We start from the raw sequence: 1,784 nt of genomic DNA, 5'->3' as shown, positions 1-1,784 counted from the left end.
GCCGCGCCGGACATGCTGGCCGACCGTGCGCAGGACGTCGCCGCCGCCGTTCGCCCGCGCGGCAAGGCGCGGCAGGTCGGCTGGGATCCGTACTCGCTGACGGTCGGCGGCAAGCGGATCGTCGTGTGGTCCGGCGAGATCCACCCGTTCCGGCTGCCCGACCCCGCGCAGTGGCGCGACGTGATCCAGAAGATGAAGGCGGTCGGGTTCAACGGCGTGTCGTTCTATTTCGACTGGGGCTATCACTCGCCGGCGCCGGGCGTCTACGATTTTTCCGGCGTGCGCAACGTGGAGCGGGCGCTCGAGATCGCGGAGGAAGAGGGCATGTACGTGATCGCGCGCATGGGGCCGTACGTCAATGCGGAGCTGTCCGGCGGCGGTTTCCCCGGCTGGATGTTCCGCAACCGGGCGGAGGCGCGCACGGACGATCCGGCCTACCTGGCGGCCGTCGACGAATGGATGACGCAGATCGACGCCATCATCGCGCGCCACCAGGCGACGACGGGCGGCGGTACCGTGATCGCCTACCAGCTCGAGAATGAACTGGGCAAGGTGGAGCCGAAACACGTACGCCAGATGGCGCACCTGGCGGCGAAGGCGCGCGCGGACGGCATCACGGTGCCGCTGTTCCACAACGCTGCGGGTCGGCTGCCCGACTGGACGCCGGCGGCGTCGTCCGCGCCGTGGGCGAATCCGGGACCGGTGGACCTGTATGCGTTCGACGGTTATCCGGGCGGCGCCTGCGACGTCCACGCGAATCCGGCGGGCCCGAACAAGGCGCCGGACTGGGGCATCTACGCGACGCCGGGACCGAAGGCGGGCGCGGCCAGCTCCCCCGGTACGCCCGGCTTCGTGGCGGAGATCGGGGCGGGCTGGTTCGACTACTGGGGCTCGAACGGCACGTACGCGTGCACGGCCCAACGCCAGGGCAAGGGCTACCAGCGCGTGTTCTACGGGACGAACCTGATGAACCGCATCACGCTCCACAACATCTACATGGCGTTCGGCGGCACGTCGTGGGGCTGGCTGCCGGGGCCCATCGTGTACACGTCGTACGACTACGGCGCCCCGATCGCGGAAGACCGCGGCCTGCGTCCGAAGGCGCTGGCGCTGAAGCAGCAGGGCATGTTCGTGCAGGCGGCCGCGCCGGTGCTCGCGCGCATGGACAAGGGACCGGAGATCCGCACCACGAACCCGCGCGTGCGGCTCTACCACAACGTCAACACGGAGCTCGGCACGCACGTGCTGTTCGCCGTGCACGGCCCGTCCGACCTGCTGACCGACGATGCGTTCTCGTTCGACGTCACCACGCGCGACGGCACGTACACGATCGCAGCGCGCCTGAATGGCCAGGACGCGAAGATGCTGCTGGCCGATTACGCGCTGGAGCGCCAGCACCTCGTGTATGCCACGTCCGAACTGCAGGCGCAATTGCGCGACGGGGCGCGCGACGTCGTGCTGCTGCACGGCCGTGACGGCGAGAGCGGCGAGACGGTGCTGCGCTATGCATCCGCACCGAAAGTCGAGGTATTGGCGGGCGACGTGCGCACGACGTTCGACGCGGCGCGCGGGGACCTGAAGCTCGCGTATGCGCACACGGGCCTGGCGCGCGTACGCATCACGGGTGGTGGACGCGCGCCGCTGCTGCTCCTGATCGCGGACGAGGGCACGTCGCAGCGTTTCTGGATGCAGGACACGCCGGCGGGCCGCGTCCTCGAACTGACGCCGGCGCTCGTACGCGCCGCCCGCATCGAGGGCGGCCGGCTGCACCTGGCCGGCGATAC

General features: G+C 70.2%; 1 protein-coding gene. It reads left to right on the top strand.

The window, feature by feature from the left end:
- Positions 1–12: 12 nt before the first annotated feature.
- On the top strand, positions 13–1,784 hold a 1,772-nt coding region (locus ACEN88_RS30840; RefSeq protein WP_413345862.1), incomplete at its 3' end, for a beta-galactosidase.

The sequence above is a fragment of the Massilia sp. CT11-108 genome (assembly GCF_047302915.1).
Lineage (GTDB): Bacteria > Pseudomonadota > Gammaproteobacteria > Burkholderiales > Burkholderiaceae_D > Telluria > Telluria orientalis.
The sequence above is the reverse complement of the archived record's forward strand: the minus strand, read 5'-3'. Positions and strand labels throughout refer to the sequence as shown.